The organism is Lentibacillus populi (assembly GCA_014642895.1).
Taxonomy (GTDB): Bacteria; Bacillota; Bacilli; order Bacillales; family Amphibacillaceae; genus Lentibacillus_C; species Lentibacillus_C populi.
Genome location: BMJD01000051.1, coordinates 1 through 19,698 on the forward strand (window position 1 = coordinate 1; position 19,698 = coordinate 19,698).

The window sequence follows — 19,698 nt, forward strand, 5'->3', positions numbered from 1 at the left end:
TTGTTCAGATGAAGGGAAAATTTCATATTTTTGATTCAGTAACATGAATGCACCTCCTAACCCTATTATGGATCATGCGTTTGGGGTTTGCAAGCATTTTACTAAAGCAAACCGAAATTCATCTCCCCCTTAGCCTTTAGGGGTTGCCAGTAACAAGCTTGAAGAGGGAGACTTCTTTCGGAAGGCAGTTAAAACAGTCAACGAATCCACCTCTTTCGGTTTATCTTTATTTTCTTCCATCTTCTCACTACACCTAATCGTTTTTTCATGGAAACATCCTTTTTTCTATTATTCTAACCGCCTAGCAATATCGGCAACCCAGCTGCTATCCCAATTATAACGAGCAAGATAATCCATGATAGCGGATGTGCCCAATTATTGGTCCAGCCAACGCCGAATCGTTTTTCCAAAAATAGTGCCGGATCATTTTTATTAAAATAAAATTGTCCCATCTTCCAATACTTATCATCATCACGATCAATGATACTTCCATTTTCCCCTTTGCTCACTTTCACTCGGCTTCCACCTTGGCCGGTTGTGACAACTAAGACAATGGCTCCTAATACAATACCGAATGAAAAGATAAGCGGCATAATCGTCAATATTTGTTGATTGATTGGATAGATATAGGAAAGCTGTGTTAAAGAGAGCATCAAGGTTAACGCCATGCCAGTAATAATATTAAATGCTGACCATCTTCTTCTGAATATAATATTTTGCTGCATTGACTTTTCAGGGTTATTAGCACTTACCTGTTGTTTGGCCCTGCCGATAATTGTGTTTATTAGTAAGAAGAGCAATGTTAAATATACTTGCATGATTGGCGTAAGAAGTACAGAACGGTAAGACTTATTTGCATAATTCGTAACTTCCCCGGAAAAGTTATACTGCATTGGAATCTTTTCCGGAATCAGTTCATAAGCATTTAGCGTAATGACCATTGTACCAATTGCAATTGCGAATGGCAGTAAAAACCAGAGATTGGAATACGTAAGCTTTTCTTTACGGAACCTTGTATCAATTACAACGAGCTGGGATTTTTCTTCTGACCAGTTTGCTTCTTTTTTACGTGCCTTCATTTTACTATGAAAATGTAAATAAATTAAAAACCCCACGATCATATAGGCAACAATGATGATACTGAACACAATACCAAGCATATCCTCACTTTGTACAAACGCCTCCGACAGTAGCAAAAAGGTACCCATTACAACTGCACTGAGCATGCCCACCGCCCATACATATTGTTTGCGCATTGCCTTTATTTCCGGTGTGTGATAAATATCTTCCGGAATCGATACACCAAAGCTTTCCGTTTTTCTTGTCCAATAGGGAGTAAACATCAGCAATATAAAAACTGGTACCATAATGGCAACGAGCAAGAAAATCCCCATATTCATTTCCCTTCACCCTTTCCTCCGTTAAATTCCTTAAAAAGTTCCTGGCAAAATTGAATAAATTCCAATTCACCGATTCCCCGGCAGACAGATTCGGCAATTAATGGGTGTAATGTCTTTTTAAGATTGGTTCGGTGATCCTCGCCAGCCTGTGGTACACCGTCAGGATTTACTACTACACCCTTTTGCCGGTGAATCTGAATAAACCCCTCCCGTTTTAACTGCTGATATGCCTTGTTTACCGTATGAAGATTAATACCGATATCTGCTGCCATAGCCCGGACAGATGGAAGCCCCTCCCCCGGAACAAGCTCCTTTTTCGCAATTCCGACAATAATCTGATGCTTTAATTGCGTATAGATTGGTTCGTTTGCTTCAAAATCCAAATTTATAAGCATATCGAATCACACCTTTCATGTGATAACTGTTATATTTATAGTATAACAGTTATCACATGTTGTCAACTGAAAATTTGGTGCTCGAAATATTGCTCTTGTTTTTCATCCCATTAAAAATTATGATTGTAATGGTATACAACAGAGAGGAAGCTTGGAAATGGATAAACGTGTTTATTTTTTAATGATCATTTCATTTGTTGTTGGAATGGTTGAGTTAATCATAGGTGGAATATTGGATTTAATTGCAGCAGATTTACATGTCAGCCTTGGGCAGGCAGGGTTTTTAATTACGATATTTTCACTGATTTTTGCCATTGCTGCACCAATTCTATTAATTTTAACCGCCAGAATCGAAAGGAAACGTTTAACTTTAATTTCTTTAGTGATATTTTTGCTGGGCAATATGATCACTGTTTTCAGCCCTTCGTATGGCATACTGTTTACCGGGCGCGTTGTTTCAGCAATTAGTGGAGCGTTATTGATCATCTTATGTTTGACAATGGCTCCGAGTATTGTTGATCCAAAGTATCGCGGACGGGCAATCGGCATTGTTTCTATGGGTGTCAGTGCTTCACTCGTATTAGGCATTCCTATTGGGTTAATGTTAGGTAACCTCTTCAATTGGCGGGCACCCTTTATACTCATCAGCATGTTAACTGCACTATCAATAGCTGCTGTCTATTTCTTTATGGGGAGAGTGGAACCAAGACCGTCGATCCCAATTAAAAAACAACTTGCTACGTTAAAAGACCGAAAGATATTCTTTGCCCAAGCAACAACATTTTTGTTTATGGCGGGGCACACAACCCTTTATGCTTATTTAACCCCCTTCGTAAAAACGGCCATGGGGCTTGAAGGAACCTGGATCAGCATTATTTATCTTATCTTTGGTGTAGCTGCGGTAAGTGGTGGTGGCTTAGGCGGTACATTGGCAGATTTAATGGGAACAAAACGAACGATTTTAGCAGCTATTATTGTATTTGGCTTAGCTATTTTTGCGATTCCTTATACGACATTTTATTTGCCGCTGTTCCTTGTTGTTATGATCATATGGGGTGCTATGAGCTGGGCTATTTCCCCTGCGATGCAAAGCTATCTTATCGAAACCTCCCCGGATACATCTGATATTCAGCAAAGTCTGAATAACTCCGCATTACACCTTGGTATTGCAATCGGATCGTTAATCGGTGGTGTCGTCATTGAGCAAGCATCGGTTGAACGAAATGCGGGAGTCGGTGGATTACTCGTTATTGTCGCACTTGGTACGGCTCTTATTTCGATGCGTGAAGGACTTCCCATCTCTCGTAAATACAAAAAGACACGGGCATGAGCAGGGGAAAATGGTGGGACACAATTAGTAAAAATGGATTTGGGATATTGTCCATAGTTGTACATGAACTAAAGGACCGCATTCTTCGATGAAAAATGTGGTTTCTTCAGGAAATATAACTACAAAATAGTCTTTTTCAACAATCGTGTCCCATTTGTGGTATTTATGTTAAAATAATTACCAAGTAAGATGTAACTGAACTGTTGATTGGGGGTTTATAATTGGATATTGACTTTTTTTGGTTGGCATTAGGATTAGCGGCTTTGGGTTATTTTATTGGAGATGGCCTTAAGAATTTTAAAAACCCATCTTCTAATAATCCCATAGAATCTTTAGATGAATTTGACAAGCATGAACTATTAAAAGAAAATGAAGTACATTGGTTCATGGGTGTATCTAAGGAGGATGCAAAAAAGTTACTGGAAGAACATCCGGATATTCCCCATATTACATTAAATGGTAGAGTTTACTATCCCAAAGCCAAATTGCGTGAATGGTTACTGAACTTGGGAGATTGATCTCATATTCTACGTAGCTATGGTAACCTATTACATATTGGCAGTTTACAGGGGATGGCATACATATTATCAAATACCATCCCAATTCCCGATCCAAGAATTAAACATCCTACAAAGGCAAGACCATCTACTTCATAATTCAATTTTACCGCTGCCATTTCAATATGATTTGTATTATGAAATACGTTCAATTGGGATGAAAGGTTTCGTTAATAGTTAGCTTGCAGGTTTCCTGTTGATGTTGTGCGTTTTACTGTCGATGTTTCGCGCTTTACTGTTGATATTGCCCGTTTTACTGTCGATGTTGTTCACTTCACTGTCGATGTTCCAATCTTTTCCTTTGTTATTCCCACACAAAAATGCAAACCCTTTCAGCAACATTTTTCAAATAATTATGCAAAAACCCTTGCTATATACTTTTGTGATGTTTACAATGTCTATTAATATATAATTACGATTTTGGACGATGGGGTGAGAAAATGAAGAATAATGTATCGATTGGTTTATTAGGTTTAGGTGTAGTCGGATCGGGTGTTATTAGGCTGATTGAAGATCATCAGGAGGAGTTAGTACACCAGCTTGGCTGTGGCGTTGATGTGAAAGGTGTGTTGGTCCGTAATTTAGAAAAGACACGTGATGTACAAGTAGATCGATCATATCTCACCACTGACCCGAATGATGTTTTACATAACCCGGAAATTGACGTTATCGTCGAAGTTATGGGTGGTATCGACGAAGCACGAAAATATATTTTAGAAGCTTTTGCAACAAGGAAACACGTTGTTACAGCGAATAAAGATTTAATAGCTTTACATGGGCAAGAGTTACAGGAGGCTGCGAGCAGGAATCAATGCGATCTGTTTTATGAGGCAAGTGTGGCCGGTGGAATTCCTATTTTACGCGGGTTAGTTGATGGACTTGTTTCCGACCGGATCCAACAGGTAATGGGGATCGTAAACGGAACGACCAATTACATACTAACGAAAATGAATGAGGAAGGCGTTACCTATGAGGACGCACTGAAAGAAGCACAGGAGCTTGGATTCGCCGAGGCCGACCCTACTGCAGATGTAGAAGGATTAGATGCTGCAAGAAAAATGGCTATCCTTTCGAGGCTGGCTTTTTCTACTGATGTTGAGCTCGAGGATGTAGAGGTAAAGGGAATTGCCAACTTGGAATTAGCTGATTTACAATATGGAAAACAATTGGGCTACACCATGAAATTGATCGGCTACTCCAATTTTCATAACCAGCATGTGGAAGTAAGTGTTCAGCCGACGTTTCTGTCCAATCAGCATCCGCTTGCTGCAGTAAAAAATGAATACAATGCCGTTTATGTCAACGGGGAAGCGGTAGGAGAAACCATGTTTTACGGAGCAGGGGCTGGGAGTTTGCCAACCGCAACGGCCATCATGTCTGATGTTGTTGCTGTTATTACGAATATGCGCCTGGGGGTAAACGGAAGACGCTTTGTTTCACCACGCTTTAAGAAAGAACTAACACCACCAGAAGAGCGGTTTGGGCAATTTTATATTCGCATGCATGTAAAAGATGAAGTGGGAGCTTTTGCGGCAATTTCTCACGTGTTTAATCAAATGGATATCAGTTTTGAACGAATCCTGCAAATACCTCGTAGTAAAACGGAATTAGCGGAGGTTATTCTGATTACACACCGCACCGCCCTAGCAACATTTCAGGAATCAATGAACAAGCTGTACACCCTGGATGTTGTGGCAAGTGTTGAAAGCTCATTCCGTGTTGAAGGAGATGGAAAAAAATGAACTGGCCAGGACTGTTAAAACATTATGCTGAATACTTACCTGTAACGAACGATACTCCTGCACTTACATTAAAGGAAGGTGATACGCCGCTTATTCACTTTCCCCACCTTTCCAAACAATTGGGTATAGAACTGTACGGAAAGGTAGAAGGTGCCAATCCGACCGGTTCGTTTAAAGATCGAGGTATGGTAATGGCTGTCGCTAAAGCTGCCGAAGAAGGCAGTACATCCGTTATTTGCGCTTCTACTGGCAATACATCCGCTTCAGCTGCAGCATACGCGGCAAAAGCAGGCATGCGGGCAATCATTGTAATTCCTAAAGGAAAGGTTGCCCTCGGAAAACTTGCCCAGGCGATGATGTATGGTGCAGAGATTGTGGAAATAGACGGTAATTTTGACGAAGCATTAAAAATGGTTAAACGTGTCAGTGAAAATGCACCTGTTACGCTTGTCAATTCGATTAATCCGTACCGATTGGAAGGACAAAAAACGGCTGCATTTGAGGTTTGTGAACAATTGGGCGCAGCTCCTGATATCCTTGCTATTCCAGTTGGCAACGCCGGTAACATTAGTGCATACTGGAAGGGTTTTAAAGAATTTCATGAAGCGAAACAAACTGGTCTCCCGAAAATGTTTGGTTTCGAGGCAGAGGGCGCATCTGCAATAGTAAAAAACAAAATAATTGAACAACCGGAAACAGTTGCCACAGCTATTCGCATTGGCAATCCCGCCAGCTGGAAACTCGCTGTTAACGCAAGAGAGGAGTCAAATGGAAAAATTGGTTCTGTTACCGATGCGGAAATCCTTAACGCCTTTAAATTGGTAGCACGAAAAGAAGGTATATTTGCCGAACCAGGATCCTGTGCTTCCATTGCAGGGGTTATCCAGCAATGTGAAAATGGATTGATCGAACAGGGAAGCAAGGTTGTGGCTGTCCTTACCGGAAATGGGTTAAAGGATCCGCAAACAGCAATTGATCAGTTACAGGTTGATCCTGTTTCACTGCCTAATGATGAAGATGCAGTAACGGCTTATATTGAAGATGTGGTCATACGATGAATATGTTTAGTCTCTCCGTTCCAGCAAGCTCGGCAAATATTGGTCCAGGATTCGATTCCGTTGGCATGGCATTAAATCGTTATTTAACATTACAAGTCACTAGGCAGGAAAAATGGGAATTTGCACAACATTCCCATTTACTTCCTTCCTTTACTGATTATGAAGACCATTTTATCTATCAGATTGCAAAGCAAACAGCAAACTGGCACCAAAAATCACTGCCAGCATGCAAGGTAAGCATCGACAGTGAGATTCCGTTAGCTCGTGGACTTGGTAGCAGTGCCTCCGCAGTTATTGCTGGAATTGAACTCGCCAATCAGTTGTGTACGTTATCCTTATCATCATTGGACAAGTTGCAACTCGCGACCGAAATTGAGGGGCACCCTGATAATGTGGCTGCTTCATTAGTTGGTGGATTGGTGATTTCTGTTGAAACGGATAACGTGATCGACTATTGTCAAGTACCGGACTTGGATATTGATATCGTAGTATACATTCCGGCTGTAGAACTGAAAACAGAAAAGTCGAGGAAAGCACTCCCAGCCTATTTTTCACGAAAAGACGCAACAATTGCAAGCGGCATTAGTAATCTTATGATTGCTTCCCTGCTAAAAGGGGACTATGAATTAGCAGGCAAAATGATGGAGCACGATCTATTCCATGAGCCTTATCGCGCAGATCTCATCCCCCATTATCACGACCTTAAGCAGGAAGCAAAACAATTTGGGGCTTATGGAACAGTAATAAGCGGTGCTGGGCCTACAATGATTTCCTTTGTACCTAAAGGGAAAGGCGGTACCATTTCTAAACAAATGAAAACATTTCTGCCCCATTACCAGATTGAACCATTAGATATCGACCATAACGGACTAAGGGTTGAACAGGAAATAATCTAAAGAAAATGTGAACATCTGCTTCCCCTTTACACCCAAGGATTTCATTTTCAAATAGTTTATCTTATAGCCATAACGGCTGCGGTATTTTCCGCAGCCCTTTTCACATTATGGACAAAACTGCATTGAAAACAGTGTGAATGGATAAATCGCTGAAGTTTCAGCAAAAAGTGCTGGGGTTTCCCGAAATTCGCTGAAGTTTCATGGGAAATAGCTGAACCATGATGAAATTAGTAGATAACCAATTTCATAATACCTCTATCCGGTAACCTGGATAATTAAAACCTTTAAGTAATTGCCCTCTGGATAATGTGGGCTTATTTTAAAATCCTCTGGCAAGGTGTATGCTTCCAAAATGTCGTACCTTGTGTTCATTTCCTTAAATGCTTTATCAACAAATTGTCTAAACCGCTTCATCCCGAACGTTGCATTATTCGTTGAAGCTACAATAATGCCGTTTTTTTCCGTAATAGCAACGGTATCTTTTATTAATGCTGGATAATCCTTTGCCGCTCGAAAAGTATGCTTTTTTGAGCGTGCAAAACTTGGCGGATCCAGGATCACTAAATCAAACTTTAAATCTTTCCTCCTTGCATAGTTGAAGTAATCAAAGACATCCATTACAATAATATCCTGCTGTTCAAAATCAATACCATTTACACTGAATTGTTCGATGGTTTTACCCTTGCTGCGTTTTGCCAAGTCCACACTTGTCGTTTTTAACGCCCCGCCAACAGCGGCGGCTATCGAAAATGCACCAGTATAGGAAAATGTGTTCAATACATTTTTTCCTTTTGCATATTTATCCCGAATGACTCTTCTTACTTCACGCTGATCCAGAAAAATACCAACCATCGCCCCGTCATTCAAGTAAACAGCATAATTCATTCCGTTTTCTTTGATAATGATTGGGAATTCACTGCGCTCGCCCTTGACAAAATCATCATCATCGATATATTTCCCATTTGTGTCAAATCGCTTTTTTTGATATATCGCTTTGTATTCTCCTAACGCATCCAAGGCGAGAATAACGCGCTCTTTAAATGAATAAATCCCTTCACTATACCAATTGATTAAATAGTAACCGGAAAAATAATCAATCGTTAGTCCGCCAATCCCGTCCCCTTCTCCATTAAAAACACGAAAGGCGGTTGTATTTGGATCGTTATAAAGCTTTTCCCTTTTTCTACAGGCCTGCTCGATTTTCTGTTTAAAAAATCCAAAATCAATCTTTTCATTTTGCTTGTCTGACAGTACCCAACCAATTCCTTTGTTCTGAATTCCAATGTAGCCCTTTGCAAGAAATTGATGTCGCTTGTCTCTTAAATGGAAGATACTTCCCTCATTTTGGTGTACGTCTGCATTCAATACGTCTTCTCGATGTACTAATGGATAACCTTTTTTATACCTTGCTGCCTGTTTCTGTTTTACAAATAAATCAACTGTTTGCACCATAATCTCATCCCAACAATCCGTTTTTTTCAAAAGTAATGAAAGTATAAAAATATAGGCTCTATTCTGCTTACGTCAGAGTTGGCCATGTCCAGCTCCAGCGCTAAAGCCAAGCAAACTTCACACTCCTTCACTACGATAAGTCTACATCGGTTCGCTTGACAAAGGAGGGCCGACTAAAAGCGGACTTTGCGTCCAACTCACGTCTACCCCTATGAAGGGGCATGTTTCCTTTATCTCATTGCGGTTGTTTGTTCGGTTAAAACCGCTGCTCCCGGCAGCAACACCGAACCACCCGCGTTGCGCGGGCGCAGTTTGTACGTTGCTAAACGGGCGCTTGCGCTTTTCTTATTATTACATGGATTTAGCAAAAAGAAAAAGGATAGACTGTACTTTCGGATAGTATTTCCCTGCAAAACCATTTGGATTACACTATAATAATACTGAGGTGAAAGATATGGCACGTGAACGGAAATTCTCGAAAGATGAGCTATTTCAAACGACAAAGGATATCCTGCTTAGCCACGGATACGAGGGGTTCACATTCAGTATACTAGCGGATCGCCTGCAAGTATCGAGGGGCACTATTTATAAATACTACGAGAATAAAGTTGAATTAATTACGGACTATACACTATTTGAAATGAACCAATTTCTTACAGATTTAAAACAACTTGATCACAATGGTAACTTTGATGCCCAGTTTGAATATCTCTTGACGATTATGTTCACCCACAGCAAAATCCGCCACATTCTTATAACTGCTAACCGGATATTGGGAACCGAGAATGAAAAAGTCAAGGCAAAAAAGGAACAATTGGGAGAGCTTCATTGGGAAATATACCGTCATCTGGAATCCTTTATTGGGCGTGGCAGAGAAGAGAATGTATTAAAGTCACATATCCCTGATGAACTAATTTTAAGCTTTATCTTTCATTCCATTGAAATTCCAAACCAGCTTTCACTTACACAAGAAGAATGGGTGCAATCTGTAAAAGAACTGCTTAGTCACGGAATGTTAAAAGAAAATTATTGACACATCCAGAAAATATCATGATAATAATGGTGACAGATGTGTCATTTTTATTTTCAATAAAGTGACGTATGTGTCACTTTTAAGCCTGAAGGGAGTTAGAAAATGAATGAAGTCAGCCATTCATTATATTACAGACCGTGTAGCAACAAAAAAGGGAATGTGGATTACCCTTGCCATATGGCTCATGATGACCGTATTACTGGCGGGGCTCGCACCAGGAGCTAGAGACTTTCAAGTTTCCGGCATTGATTCTTTACCGGATGATACACAATCCGTTATTGCGCAAAAAAAGAAAGACAACTATTTTGCAGATAATGATGGAATTCCCGCCTTACTAGTATTTCAATCAGAAGATGGCAAGGTAGAACAAGGTAAACTCGCGAAATTTTTAAACAATGTTGAACAAGAAAACATTAGTGGTTTAAAACGTGTTATTCCCTTAGAAAAATTACCGCCTGAAGCTGCAGAAAGCTTTTTCTCAGAGGATCACGCTACAGCATTAATTCCGTTAACGTTTGATTCATCTTTAGATTCCAAGGAAATCCAACATTCCCTGGAAAAAGTTTATACACTGGCCAAGGAGGCTACTGATTTTACGCTATATATTACTGGGCCAGCCGGGATTTCGGCAGACACACTTGAACTGTTTTCACGGGCTGATATTGTCCTTATTCTGTCAACGGTTGCAATCATTCTTATATTGCTTATTGTCATTTACCGTTCACCATTACTGGCATTAATCCCCCTATTCGCTGCAGCTTTTGTTTATGAAATAACAAATCAAGTACTAGGTTTAATGGGAAAAGCCGGATTAACGCTGGATAATCAATCTTTATCGATCATGTCCATTCTTTTGTTCGCATCCATTACAGACTATTCGTTGTTTGTTCTGGCGCGTTTCAGGGAAGAACTGAAGGAACATAATAGTAAATTTGATGCGATGAAACAGGCAATGCGTGGGTCTGGTGTACCGGTATTTTTCTCTGGTGGAACGGTATTGGCTGCCATGCTTGTATTGTTTTTTGCACAGTTTGGCGATTACCGGAACTTTGCACCGATTTTTGCTACCGCAATGATCGTTGTTATCCTGGCGTCTATAACACTAGTACCTGCTTTGTTCACCTTATTCGGCAGAAAATCATTTTGGCCCAGAATTCCGCATGTTGGCGATCGCCATGTGAAAACAAACTCATTATGGAGTAAGGTAGGTCGTTTTGTATCCCGTAAACCAATTGTTTCTGTTGTGTTAGTCGGTATTATCTTGCTTGTCTCAGCAAGTAATGTGTTAACAATCGATTATGAATTTGACACGATGAAATCCTTCCCTGATGACATGCCTTCTAGAGAGGGGTATGACATTTTAGAGAAAAGTTTTGAACCTGGTGACTTGGCGCCAACCACCGTTTTATTCGAAGCAAAAGATGCAGTACCACAGGAAGAACAACGGGAACTGGCACATACACTATCTGAACAGCCATTAGTTAATAATGTTCAGGTAAACGGAGTAACAGATGATGAGAAAGTCGTCTCATACAGAATGACGTTTGCGACAAATCCATATGCAGTCGAAACAATGGACGCCTTGGAAGGAATACGAGGTAATGCAGCAAAACTTATTGATCAGAGTAAGTTGAATGGCGATCTTTACTTTGCCGGCGAAACTGCAGCATCCGTAGATGACCGTTCGGTTAATAACCGGGATCTAATCGTTATTGTCTCACTTGAAACAATATTAATTTTTTTGCTGTTAATTCTTTTAACACGATCGTTCAAAATGCCAATCTACATGATGGGAACCATTTTAGTATCTTTCGTTGCGGCATTAGGTCTGGGCACGTTTTTAATGGATTTATTCTTTGACATTGATACGATAAGCAATCGGGTGCCGCTATATTCGTTTGTCTTCCTCGTTGCACTCGGCGTAGATTACAATATTATACTCATTTCCAGGTTCATCGAGGAGCGAAAAAAACGAACTGTCAAGCAGGCTGTTGAAGTAGCAGTTGCCAATACAGGTGGCGTTATTTCCTCGGCCGGAATTATTCTTGCCTCTACATTTGCTGTCCTAATGACACAACCAGTTGAATTACTGTTCGTTTTTGGATTTATTGTAGCAGTGGGAATTTTACTGGATACGTTCCTCATTAGAGGGGTGTTGTTGCCGGGACTGTTAGTTTTATTAGAAAAAGATAAAGATAAAGAAAGAGGAGAAGAGGTATAGTTATTCCATGTAGAGTCTGCCCTTTTGGGAACAGGCTCTGCATTTTTTCTACTTTAAATTACATATTGCCCCCAAATTTTGGATTATCGGGGAAATGAAATAAAGTATGTTTACTCTAGTGGACGTTGTGGTAAATTAATTTTTTTGTTCTCAATTTATGTTCAATTTTAGTCGCATCCGAAATAAGGTGGTATTCAGGAAAGTCGGTTTTATTCGTGTTAGCGGCAATTCCTGCTAAACCAAAAACTGTATCTTCATTAACCTCATTCATCATTTTTATTTCCTCTCTTTCTCTTTTATAGTCAACGTTTTTACAGATTCGGTAATCGTATCCTGATTGATTTGAAAATCACATGATACGAGCTCATAATACTTCATCGCTTTTCCGTCATCAGATAGTTCGAGTTCACTCTTCACAATACCTGCCTTTTCCAGCTTTTGCAGGTCATTTGTAATAAAGGACCACTCATTTCTACCTCTCTAGTAAGCTGGCTAAAATCAAACCGCCCTTATTTCACTCTTTGCATTGAAAAATAATATTTATCTTGTGTAAAGGTGGGGTTCAGCATGTATTGAAATTAACAATACGTCTGGGGACCTATTATTAAATATTGCTTAGGGCGCTTATTTCATGCGCAATATCTCATTAATATAAATAGTAAAGCATAATTTGCTTGTTCAAAAAACTTTTCCGTAACTTTTTCTTATATTTTTATTGATAAATTTGTGTTCGAAAAATGTTTTATTGCTTGAGGTGATTAATATGAAAGAAAATAAGGTATACATTCTTTTAACAGATACAGGAACCTTATTTACAAGAGCTATAAAGTTATATACAAAAAAACCGTACAATCATGCATCCATTTCATTTGACCCTGATTTATTAGAAGTTTACAGCTTTGGAAGAAAAAATGTGAAAAATCCCTTTGCCGGCGGGTTTGTTCAAGAAAATATTCAAGACAGGCTATATAACAATGCTACATGCACTATATTTTCGTATAGTGTTACGGAATTGCAAATGCAAAAAATGAAGCACTATATCCACCAGATAGAGAAAGAGAAACACCTTTATCGTTACAATTTCTTAGGATTACTTGCAATTATAGTCAAGAAACCAATAAAAAGAAAAAACGCCTTCTTTTGTTCGCAATTTGTTGCAACTGTATTACAGGAATGCGGTATCTATGATTTCACAAAGCCACTTTCACTTGTGACGCCACATGATTTCCAAGAATCACCTGGATTGCAGTTAGTGTACCAAGGAAACCTTAGCGATTATAATCAAGAAGGAACAGATCAGCAAAATGCGATATAGTAAACGCTTCAACTAGGATAGCTTCCTTTAAAATATAATTCAGAGTGGTGGTTGCTATTTTTTGTTGCCAAGTCATACTTTTTCAAAAGATGAAAGAGCTTATTTAATGTACCCTGGGAATGATCATCATTTAGAAATTCCTGTAATTGTACACTTGGATCAGCTGACAAAAACGCCTTCTGACTTGAAAGCTTTTTAACAACATCCGTTTTAGAATGATCAATATCACATACTCGCATATGATCACCTTTCTTGATTGGCATGATATCTCCACTCTGCCACACAGACATTCAGGAATCCTTGATGCAATCTTTACGTTGACAGCTTTTCATAAATCCACTATAATTACTCTTAATTCAAAATACATGAATTTAAAATAAATATGTGGAAGTGATGAAATGGGTGAAAACTTGTCGCTAAAGACTTTTGTTGTATTAATGAAATCGGCAAAATCGGTTGAGGATCGAATAAAGCAAGACATCAAAAGATATGGTGTTAGCACAACGGAGTTTACCATTTTAGAAGCATTGTACCATAAAGGGAATTTGACGGTACAGCAAATTTGCGATGCTGTTTTGATAAACAGCGGCTCCATCACATATGTTATCGATAAGCTGCAAAAGAAAGGATTATTGAAACGATCCCCTAGCAAAAGTGATCGTAGGGTAGTTCACGTACAGATAACTGATCAAGGAAAGCAATTGATGAACCGGATTTTTCCCAAGCACCAAGCGGTTATTGAGGAAGTGTTTAAAGACGTAAGCCCTGAAGAAAAACAAACTGTTATTGATGTATTGAAAAAAGTTGGTTTGAAGGCCGAGCGTGACTAGAAAGGAGAATCATCCATGAAAAAAACAGCAGGGATCCATCATATATCAGCGATAGTTGGCCACCCGCAGGAAAACGTTGATTTTTACACAGCCGTTTTAGGCTTACGACTGGTTAAAAAAACCGTAAACTTTGATGACCCCGGAACCTATCATCTATATTTTGGTGATGAAACCGGAAAGCCAGGTACCATTATTACCTTTTTCCCATGGGCCAGGGGACGCCAAGGAAAAATCGGTGATGGACAAGTAGGCGTAACCTCTTACGCTGTTCCGATTGGCGCCATGCCGTTTTGGGAAAAGCGCCTTACCAAATTCAACATCGATTTCACGAAGGACGAACGCTTTGGTGAAACGTATATAAGTTTCGCTGATCCACATGGGCTGCAATTGGAGATTGTAGAACGCAAAGCAGGAGAACAAAATAGCTGGACGTTTGGCGAGGTAACACCGAACGTTGCAATTAAAGGATTTGGCGGTGCAACATTACTGTCTGCCGAGCCTGTTAAAACCGTTCAATTACTGGAAGAAGGAATGGGCTTAAGAAAAGTTGGTGAAGAAGGCGATATTATCCGCTTGGCCGCATACAGTGACATCGGAAATATTATCGATATCAAAACAACATCAATTGGTCGCGGCACAATGGGAGTAGGCACCGTTCATCATATTGCCTGGCGCGCTGAAGATGATGCCGATCAGTCAGATTGGCAACAATATCTGCAAAAACACGGGTATGGAGTTACACCAGTAAAGGATAGAAACTACTTCCATTCCGTTTACTTTAGAGAGCATGGCGAAATTTTATTTGAAATTGCCACTGACTCTCCTGGTTTTGCAATTGATGAGTCAACGGAATCACTCGGAGAAAATTTGAAACTGCCACCTCAATATGAAGTGCACCGACAAAAACTAGAAAATAGCTTAATTCCAATTGAAGTTCGGGAGTTCGACTGAAGGGACTAGGTGAAAGGGGAAAAAAATGATACATTTATTTCAAAAAGGAACCAACCCATCCAGCCCAACATTCCTTTTACTTCACGGAACTGGGGGAACGGAACAGGATCTGATCCCGCTTGCCAGTGAGATAGATAAAGAAGCAAGTATTCTTAGTGTACGTGGTAATGTCTTGGAAAATGGCATGCCCAGGTTTTTCAAGAGACTTGCTGAAGGTGTATTTGATGAAGAGGACCTAATCTTCCGTACAAAGGAATTATCTGCATTTCTAGATCAAGCTGCAGAAGAACATCATTTTGACCGTAACAATATCATTGCAATTGGCTATTCAAACGGGGCTAACATTGCAGCCAGTTTACTGTTCCATTATCAGGACGCATTACAAGGCGCCATCCTTCATCACCCAATGGTTCCGAGACGAGGAATCGATTTACCGGATCTTACTGGAAGAAATATATTTATTGCAGCTGGCATGAATGATCCGATTTGCTCGTCGGATGAATCAAAAGAACTGTATAAATTACTGGAGCAGGCAAACGCAAATGCCACTATTTATTGGGGAAATAAAGGGCATCAATTAACCAATGGAGAAGTTGAAGCTGCTGCAACATGGTATTGGAATAACAAGTAATGAAAATCGGGAAGCCTGAAACATGGTTGGCTTCCCGATTTTCATTACTCAATACCGACAACCCGGCTCCTTCTCTCTAGAATAGAAACATCCCGCCAAATCCCATTTAGCTTTCCAATCCGCTCTCTTTGTCCAACTACTTTAAATCCAAATTTCGTATGTAACCGAATGCTATTCGTATTTTCCGGAAAAATCCCTGATTGCAATGTCCAGATACCGTTCGCTTCACTTTCTTCTATTAATGCTTTTAACAATTTGCTCCCTATCCCTTTCCCACAGCTGTTTTGACTTAAATAAATGCTTACTTCTGCAACCCCAGCATAAGCGCATCTACTGGAAACTGGACTTAAAGCGGCCCAGCCAATCACATTTCTTCCTTCCCGTACAACCAATCTGCCGGCCGAGATATGACCCTTATCCCACTCTTCCCACGTGGGAGCCTCCTTTTCAAACGTTGCATTTCCAGTGTCTATGCCTTCTATATAAATGTCACGAACTTGTTGCCAATCTGTTTCTTGCATTTTATCCATTAATACAACTGTATTCTCCATTTATACCACCTATTCTCATCTATCTAGCTTTTATTATCGATCCAAAACCGGCGCTTTACCGTTCCATCGGTATCAGCAAAACTTTCATCCTCGATTCCGCCATTTCTTATAACGACCTTTGCGGAACCGATATTATCCTCATCACACGTTACCAGTACACGATCAATTCCTAATTCCTTGCATTTTTTCAACGCCTCTGCCAGAATCAATGTCGCATAACCTTTTTTTCGTTCGGATGGCCGAGTACTATATCCGATATGGCCGCCAACATTTCGCAAAAATTCATTAAGATCATGACGAATGTCAACCATTGCCACAATCCGCTCGTTGTCATCGATTAAAAAATAATTCGTGCTTGGCAGCCATCGATCAGTCCCACCTTCCCTTATTGCTAACGCTTTTAAATATTCTTCATAAGTCTCATGACCCGCCAAATCAAAGCTGCTTGGCACCAATCTTGCTGGTCCCCATTCCCTCACATAGTTTTCGTGTTCCTCTTTCCACTTTAAAGCCGGTCTAGCTAACCGCATAATGATCCCCCCACTATAAAAAAATTACGTTATTGAATCATTTTAATCAATAACGTGCATTTTTTAAACAACTATTTTAGTGAGAGCCAGTCATGTTCTTGTAATGATTAGCTCTCGCTTCTTATTTGACCGCAAGCATCCTGCCTAAAACATCTTCTCCTGCTTTCTTATGAATTTATCTAATTTTTCAAGCTCTACCATTAGCTTTACAATACTACTTGCAACAGGGAAAATTTCAATCCACTTTTCGATTTCTGATTGCTGCAACTCGTTGATCAAATCATTGATCGTCAAATTCATAGCGGTAAAACTTTCTTTTTGCAGCTCTTTTTGAACAATCACCTTATCTTCGTAAGTTAGAATGATGTTCTCATGATACTCAACAATCTTCGCAACAAGTTTTTTGACAAGGAATGACTGGTTCGGTGATATTTCTTCGATGTTGTCTATTTTCAATTTCAGATTTTCAATTAGCTCCGATTCCAGCTCGACCACGTTAAGCATCTGTTTAAAAATGACAATATCACGCATGAAATGGTATCTGTTTCGAATAAACATCCTGCTTTTTTCGTCGATGATAATGTCGAGATAATTGTTTATTTCCTTGATATCCTTTTCCAATTCATCTTTCCTTTTTTTCAACTCCCTTACTTTCATTGTCTTATTGGGAATAACCTGAAGTAAAAAGCTCGTTTTATCCAATGACTTTTTGATCATATCGTAAAGAAGTTTCGGATGATTTGGGGGAAAAATAAACGCGTTAATCAAAAAAGCAGACGAAATACCGATAAAAATCAATGACAACCGCTCGATCAGATTCGTTAAGTGAATACCTTCATCCCCGGAAAGCATGATGATCGAGATTGTTATAATCGTTATGTTAACTGTTTTCACCCAACCCAATTTGATGTTGACCGCAATCGCAAGGATAACGGTTACCCCGATAGCGGCAGGGTGTAAACCAAGGGTGTATGCTCCAGCAAGCGCAAATATGATCCCGATAAGTGTGGAAAGAGCCGTCTCTTTAATATACGTAACAGAGCGCATGATCGAGGGCTGCATTGCAACTACTGCTGTTATAACAGCGACCAAGCCAAACTCAAAATTCAATACCTCTGTTATCACTATCGCCAACGTAACAGCCAAGCCAGTTTTCATCATCCTTGGGCCAATATGAAAGTTCACTTTATATTTCCCCCTAATTAAACCCGAAGAGTCCTCTAATTGATACTGTACTATAATTATCTATCATAGTACCACTTCTTAACCATTTTAGCAGTGCAATTACTTCTGGTTCCTGGAGAACAAATTTTAATCAATAACGTAACTTTTTAAAGTTATAGCAAAGTATAAAAATTTAGGCTGCGTTAATGTCACTTTCTGCGACAGCCACGTCCGGCTCCAGCGCCCAGCAAAGGGGGGCAGCATGGCTTGATAAAGAGAATAAACCTAAGTAGTAAAATAACAAACAACTAAATAAGCGTGCAGTTTGGTACGAACAGACTGCACGCTTATTTAAAATATCGTTAATTTTTTTCTAACAATTCATTGTTGATTTAGTCAACGTAATTGGTTATGTTTATATAGAGGGTATGATAAGTGCCCTACCCCTTTATGAAGGGGGGTGAAAAATAGTGGAGATGATTTTACTTCTAACGGCCATAATAGGCCTGGCTGCGTCAGTCGTTGGGCTTGTTACTGAAATTGTAACAACGTACCGTAACCTATATAGCCGAAAAGAAAAGAATCCTTCGCCGTCCCAACCGGAAAAGGATTCTAATAACAACCATTGAGGTCAGGGGGAAACCCCTCTCCTCACCACTATTATATTCATATCATACCCTCAATATAATAAAATTGTCAAGGAGGTTATCTGATGCAAACGGCTACTTTCATCATTTCAATTGCTTCAATCCTCATCAGCTGTACAACCTTAACCATTATTTATAAAACAAAAAGAAGAAGCAACTAAAAAGATAAAAATTGTAATAGAGGTGTGATTTTATGGTAGCTAAAAAACCAGAGCAATACTATGGTCTAAAGGAAATTTCTGATTTTGCCAAAGAAGAGGGGATAGAATACAGTACACGAGAGTTATCTGTCTACAAAAGCCGGAATAAATTACCTGATCCCGTTGTTATGATTGGAAAAAAAGCCGGCTGGACAAAGAAACAAATCGATGACTGGATAGCCCAGATCAAATTAAAAGAAAAACATAAAAATAAAAGTCAAAAATAAGCCGTTATTCAAAGAATTAAGCAAAACACCAAGTACTTAATGCCTAGAGCTTCGACGCAATTTCTGCTATCATTATCAATAACAAACCATACAGGAGAGAACTTAATGAAAGTTTATATCGATGCCGATGCCTGCCCAGTAAAAGAAGCAACCATTTCCATCGCAAAAGCTGAGAATATCCCTGTCGTTCTCGTAAAAAGCTTTGCCCACTTTTCGAATACTCAAGAAGCGCAAGGGGTCGAAACGATCTATGTCGACACTGGCGCTGACGCTGCTGATTACCGGATCATGAAATTGGCACAGAAAAACGACATCATTATCACACAGGATTACGGCCTCGCCTCGCTAGGGTTAGCTAAAGGATGTATTGTTCTGCACCATAAGGGATTTGCCTATACGAACGACAACATTGATCAACTCCTGCAAACACGTTATGAAAGTGCTATGGCCAGAAAAGGCGGAAAACGAACGAAAGGACCCAAAGCATTTACAGCAGGGGACGAAAATAAATTCTGTAAATTGCTCAAGCAAATTATTGAGCGGAATAGAGAATCCTTCCGCTGATTCA

General features: G+C 39.7%; 22 protein-coding genes. 13 read left to right on the forward strand and 9 right to left on the reverse strand.

Annotation, left to right across the window (positions count from 1 at the left end; genetic code table 11):
• Positions 1-293 precede the first annotated feature (293 nt).
• Both IEX12_RS20040 and IEX12_RS20045 read right to left on the reverse strand, forming a co-directional pair.
• The gene (locus IEX12_RS20040) at positions 294-1,400 is read right to left on the reverse strand and encodes a DUF1648 domain-containing protein (protein WP_088051285.1); all 1,107 of its coding nucleotides are present in this window, start codon (positions 1,398-1,400) and stop codon (positions 294-296) included.
• Positions 1,397-1,795 (reverse strand): GntR family transcriptional regulator, encoded by a 399-nt coding sequence (locus tag IEX12_RS20045; protein ID WP_088051286.1) that lies wholly within the window; start codon positions 1,793-1,795, stop codon positions 1,397-1,399. Before IEX12_RS20045 ends, IEX12_RS20040 begins: the two co-directional genes overlap by 4 nt.
• Positions 1,796-1,952: 157 nt before the next feature.
• Between IEX12_RS20045 and IEX12_RS20050 the strand changes: the two genes are divergently transcribed.
• From IEX12_RS20050 to thrB, 5 genes are all read left to right on the forward strand, one after another.
• Positions 1,953-3,125, forward strand: a complete 1,173-nt coding sequence (locus IEX12_RS20050) for an MFS transporter (RefSeq protein WP_088051287.1) — start codon at positions 1,953-1,955, stop codon at positions 3,123-3,125.
• A 221-nt stretch (positions 3,126-3,346) separates the two neighbouring features.
• Positions 3,347-3,643, forward strand: coding sequence for a DNA-binding protein (locus IEX12_RS20055; protein ID WP_188725769.1), 297 nt, complete (start codon positions 3,347-3,349; stop codon positions 3,641-3,643).
• Between the two features lie 479 nt (positions 3,644-4,122).
• Complete coding sequence (locus tag IEX12_RS20060; protein ID WP_088051289.1) at positions 4,123-5,424, forward strand: homoserine dehydrogenase; 1,302 nt, start codon at positions 4,123-4,125, stop codon at positions 5,422-5,424.
• The gene (thrC, locus tag IEX12_RS20065) at positions 5,421-6,482 is read left to right on the forward strand and encodes a threonine synthase (RefSeq protein WP_088051290.1); all 1,062 of its coding nucleotides are present in this window, start codon (positions 5,421-5,423) and stop codon (positions 6,480-6,482) included. The genes IEX12_RS20060 and thrC overlap by 4 nt, the downstream gene beginning before the upstream one ends.
• Positions 6,479-7,378 carry a homoserine kinase gene (thrB, locus tag IEX12_RS20070; RefSeq protein WP_088051291.1) on the forward strand — a complete coding sequence of 300 codons (900 nt, stop codon included), beginning with the start codon at positions 6,479-6,481 and terminating at the stop codon, positions 7,376-7,378. Before thrC ends, thrB begins: the two co-directional genes overlap by 4 nt.
• A gap of 255 nt (positions 7,379-7,633) precedes the next feature.
• Here the strand turns inward: thrB and IEX12_RS20075 are convergent, their stop codons facing one another.
• Entirely contained in the window at positions 7,634-8,830 is a 1,197-nt protein-coding gene (locus IEX12_RS20075) for a class I SAM-dependent rRNA methyltransferase (protein ID WP_088051292.1), read from the reverse strand.
• A 454-nt stretch (positions 8,831-9,284) separates the two neighbouring features.
• On the opposite strand from IEX12_RS20075, the gene IEX12_RS20080 reads away from it, so the two are divergent.
• Positions 9,285-9,863: a TetR/AcrR family transcriptional regulator gene (locus IEX12_RS20080; protein WP_088051293.1), complete on the forward strand. Its 579-nt coding sequence runs from the start codon at positions 9,285-9,287 to the stop codon at positions 9,861-9,863.
• Between the two features lie 106 nt (positions 9,864-9,969).
• Positions 9,970-12,084 carry an MMPL family transporter gene (locus IEX12_RS20085; RefSeq protein ID WP_155555455.1) on the forward strand — a complete coding sequence of 705 codons (2,115 nt, stop codon included), beginning with the start codon at positions 9,970-9,972 and terminating at the stop codon, positions 12,082-12,084.
• Between the two features lie 115 nt (positions 12,085-12,199).
• Here IEX12_RS20085 and IEX12_RS20090 read toward each other — a convergent pair whose 3' ends face one another.
• A complete protein-coding gene (locus IEX12_RS20090) occupies positions 12,200-12,358 on the reverse strand; it encodes a hypothetical protein (protein WP_155555454.1) in 159 nt (52 codons plus the stop codon).
• A gap of 2 nt (positions 12,359-12,360) precedes the next feature.
• Positions 12,361-12,501: a hypothetical protein gene (locus tag IEX12_RS20095; RefSeq protein WP_188725770.1), complete on the reverse strand. Its 141-nt coding sequence runs from the start codon at positions 12,499-12,501 to the stop codon at positions 12,361-12,363.
• A 346-nt stretch (positions 12,502-12,847) separates the two neighbouring features.
• Between IEX12_RS20095 and IEX12_RS20100 the strand changes: the two genes are divergently transcribed.
• Positions 12,848-13,399: a hypothetical protein gene (locus IEX12_RS20100; protein WP_088051295.1), complete on the forward strand. Its 552-nt coding sequence runs from the start codon at positions 12,848-12,850 to the stop codon at positions 13,397-13,399.
• Between the two features lie 8 nt (positions 13,400-13,407).
• Here the strand turns inward: IEX12_RS20100 and IEX12_RS20105 are convergent, their stop codons facing one another.
• Complete coding sequence (locus IEX12_RS20105) at positions 13,408-13,662, reverse strand: group-specific protein (protein WP_250889783.1); 255 nt, start codon at positions 13,660-13,662, stop codon at positions 13,408-13,410.
• Between the two features lie 135 nt (positions 13,663-13,797).
• Here IEX12_RS20105 and IEX12_RS20110 point away from each other — a divergent pair, with 135 nt between their 5' ends.
• Genes IEX12_RS20110 through IEX12_RS20120 form a run of 3 tightly spaced genes read left to right on the forward strand, consistent with a single transcriptional unit; the run spans position 13,798 to position 15,811 of the window.
• Positions 13,798-14,229, forward strand: a complete 432-nt coding sequence (locus tag IEX12_RS20110) for a MarR family winged helix-turn-helix transcriptional regulator (RefSeq protein ID WP_102416048.1) — start codon at positions 13,798-13,800, stop codon at positions 14,227-14,229.
• 15 nt (positions 14,230-14,244) lie between these two features.
• Entirely contained in the window at positions 14,245-15,180 is a 936-nt protein-coding gene (locus tag IEX12_RS20115; protein WP_088051297.1) for a ring-cleaving dioxygenase, read from the forward strand.
• 25 nt (positions 15,181-15,205) lie between these two features.
• A complete protein-coding gene (locus tag IEX12_RS20120; protein ID WP_188725771.1) occupies positions 15,206-15,811 on the forward strand; it encodes an alpha/beta hydrolase in 606 nt (201 codons plus the stop codon).
• A gap of 44 nt (positions 15,812-15,855) precedes the next feature.
• Here IEX12_RS20120 and IEX12_RS20125 read toward each other — a convergent pair whose 3' ends face one another.
• The 3 genes from IEX12_RS20125 to IEX12_RS20135 all read right to left on the reverse strand — a co-directional run bounded on the left by IEX12_RS20125 (position 15,856) and on the right by IEX12_RS20135 (position 18,077).
• Positions 15,856-16,362 (reverse strand): GNAT family N-acetyltransferase, encoded by a 507-nt coding sequence (locus IEX12_RS20125; protein ID WP_188725772.1) that lies wholly within the window; start codon positions 16,360-16,362, stop codon positions 15,856-15,858.
• A gap of 23 nt (positions 16,363-16,385) precedes the next feature.
• Positions 16,386-16,892 (reverse strand): GNAT family N-acetyltransferase, encoded by a 507-nt coding sequence (locus IEX12_RS20130; RefSeq protein WP_188725773.1) that lies wholly within the window; start codon positions 16,890-16,892, stop codon positions 16,386-16,388.
• A gap of 144 nt (positions 16,893-17,036) precedes the next feature.
• Positions 17,037-18,077, reverse strand: coding sequence for an FUSC family protein (locus IEX12_RS20135; protein WP_188725774.1), 1,041 nt, complete (start codon positions 18,075-18,077; stop codon positions 17,037-17,039).
• Between the two features lie 819 nt (positions 18,078-18,896).
• Between IEX12_RS20135 and IEX12_RS20140 the strand changes: the two genes are divergently transcribed.
• Both IEX12_RS20140 and IEX12_RS20145 read left to right on the forward strand, forming a co-directional pair.
• The gene (locus IEX12_RS20140; RefSeq protein WP_088051304.1) at positions 18,897-19,130 is read left to right on the forward strand and encodes a hypothetical protein; all 234 of its coding nucleotides are present in this window, start codon (positions 18,897-18,899) and stop codon (positions 19,128-19,130) included.
• 105 nt (positions 19,131-19,235) lie between these two features.
• Positions 19,236-19,694 (forward strand): YaiI/YqxD family protein, encoded by a 459-nt coding sequence (locus IEX12_RS20145; RefSeq protein ID WP_188725775.1) that lies wholly within the window; start codon positions 19,236-19,238, stop codon positions 19,692-19,694.
• Positions 19,695-19,698 lie beyond the last annotated feature (4 nt).

What these genes read in the sequence shown, in the direction of transcription:
- IEX12_RS20100 (WP_088051295.1), top strand. Translation starts at nt 12,848, where the DNA reads ATGAAAGAAAATAAGGTATACATTCTTTTAACAGATACAGGAACCTTA.
- IEX12_RS20110 (WP_102416048.1), top strand. Translation starts at nt 13,798, where the DNA reads ATGGGTGAAAACTTGTCGCTAAAGACTTTTGTTGTATTAATGAAATCG.
- IEX12_RS20060 (WP_088051289.1), top strand. Translation starts at nt 4,123, where the DNA reads ATGAAGAATAATGTATCGATTGGTTTATTAGGTTTAGGTGTAGTCGGA.
- IEX12_RS20130 (WP_188725773.1), bottom strand. Translation starts at nt 16,892, where the DNA reads ATGCGGTTAGCTAGACCGGCTTTAAAGTGGAAAGAGGAACACGAAAAC.
- IEX12_RS20040 (WP_088051285.1), bottom strand. Translation starts at nt 1,400, where the DNA reads ATGAATATGGGGATTTTCTTGCTCGTTGCCATTATGGTACCAGTTTTT.
- IEX12_RS20050 (WP_088051287.1), top strand. Translation starts at nt 1,953, where the DNA reads ATGGATAAACGTGTTTATTTTTTAATGATCATTTCATTTGTTGTTGGA.
- IEX12_RS20045 (WP_088051286.1), bottom strand. Translation starts at nt 1,795, where the DNA reads ATGCTTATAAATTTGGATTTTGAAGCAAACGAACCAATCTATACGCAA.
- thrB (WP_088051291.1), top strand. Translation starts at nt 6,479, where the DNA reads ATGAATATGTTTAGTCTCTCCGTTCCAGCAAGCTCGGCAAATATTGGT.
- IEX12_RS20125 (WP_188725772.1), bottom strand. Translation starts at nt 16,362, where the DNA reads ATGGAGAATACAGTTGTATTAATGGATAAAATGCAAGAAACAGATTGG.
- IEX12_RS20115 (WP_088051297.1), top strand. Translation starts at nt 14,245, where the DNA reads ATGAAAAAAACAGCAGGGATCCATCATATATCAGCGATAGTTGGCCAC.
- IEX12_RS20120 (WP_188725771.1), top strand. Translation starts at nt 15,206, where the DNA reads ATGATACATTTATTTCAAAAAGGAACCAACCCATCCAGCCCAACATTC.
- IEX12_RS20105 (WP_250889783.1), bottom strand. Translation starts at nt 13,662, where the DNA reads ATGCCAATCAAGAAAGGTGATCATATGCGAGTATGTGATATTGATCAT.
- IEX12_RS20075 (WP_088051292.1), bottom strand. Translation starts at nt 8,830, where the DNA reads ATGGTGCAAACAGTTGATTTATTTGTAAAACAGAAACAGGCAGCAAGG.
- IEX12_RS20140 (WP_088051304.1), top strand. Translation starts at nt 18,897, where the DNA reads ATGGTAGCTAAAAAACCAGAGCAATACTATGGTCTAAAGGAAATTTCT.
- IEX12_RS20145 (WP_188725775.1), top strand. Translation starts at nt 19,236, where the DNA reads ATGAAAGTTTATATCGATGCCGATGCCTGCCCAGTAAAAGAAGCAACC.
- IEX12_RS20080 (WP_088051293.1), top strand. Translation starts at nt 9,285, where the DNA reads ATGGCACGTGAACGGAAATTCTCGAAAGATGAGCTATTTCAAACGACA.
- IEX12_RS20085 (WP_155555455.1), top strand. Translation starts at nt 9,970, where the DNA reads ATGAAGTCAGCCATTCATTATATTACAGACCGTGTAGCAACAAAAAAG.
- thrC (WP_088051290.1), top strand. Translation starts at nt 5,421, where the DNA reads ATGAACTGGCCAGGACTGTTAAAACATTATGCTGAATACTTACCTGTA.
- IEX12_RS20090 (WP_155555454.1), bottom strand. Translation starts at nt 12,358, where the DNA reads ATGATGAATGAGGTTAATGAAGATACAGTTTTTGGTTTAGCAGGAATT.